The organism is Duganella margarita, assembly GCF_009857535.1.
In the GTDB taxonomy this organism is placed as follows: domain Bacteria; phylum Pseudomonadota; class Gammaproteobacteria; order Burkholderiales; family Burkholderiaceae_D; genus Rugamonas; species Rugamonas margarita.
On sequence record NZ_WWCS01000078.1, the window covers coordinates 1 to 511 of the forward strand.

At 50.9% G+C, this 511-nt stretch carries 1 rRNA gene; it reads right to left on the reverse strand.

What is annotated here, in order from left to right:
- Nucleotides 1-511: ribosomal RNA gene (locus tag GTP55_RS29270) — 23S ribosomal RNA — on the reverse strand; the annotation flags it as partial.

Here is a 511-nt window from a genome sequence, read left to right on the forward strand (position 1 = left end):
ATATCCGCAGCTTCGGTGACTGGCTTAGCCCCGTTACATCTTCCGCGCAGGACGACTCGATCAGTGAGCTATTACGCTTTCTTTAAATGATGGCTGCTTCTAAGCCAACATCCTGACTGTTTTAGCCTTCCCACTTCGTTTTCCACTTAGCCAATCTTTGGGACCTTAGCTGGCGGTCTGGGTTGTTTCCCTCTTGACGCCGGACGTTAGCACCCGACGTCTGTCTCCCAAGCTCGCACTCATCGGTATTCGGAGTTTGCAATGGTTTGGTAAGTCGCGATGACCCCCTAGCCATAACAGTGCTCTACCCCCGATGGTGATACTTGAGGCACTACCTAAATAGTTTTCGGAGAGAACCAGCTATTTCCAAGTTTGTTTAGCCTTTCACCCCTACCCACAGCTCATCCCCTAATTTTTCAACATTAGTGGGTTCGGACCTCCAGTGCGTGTTACCGCACCTTCATCCTGGCCATGAGTAGATCACTTGGTTTCGGGTCTACACCCAGCGACT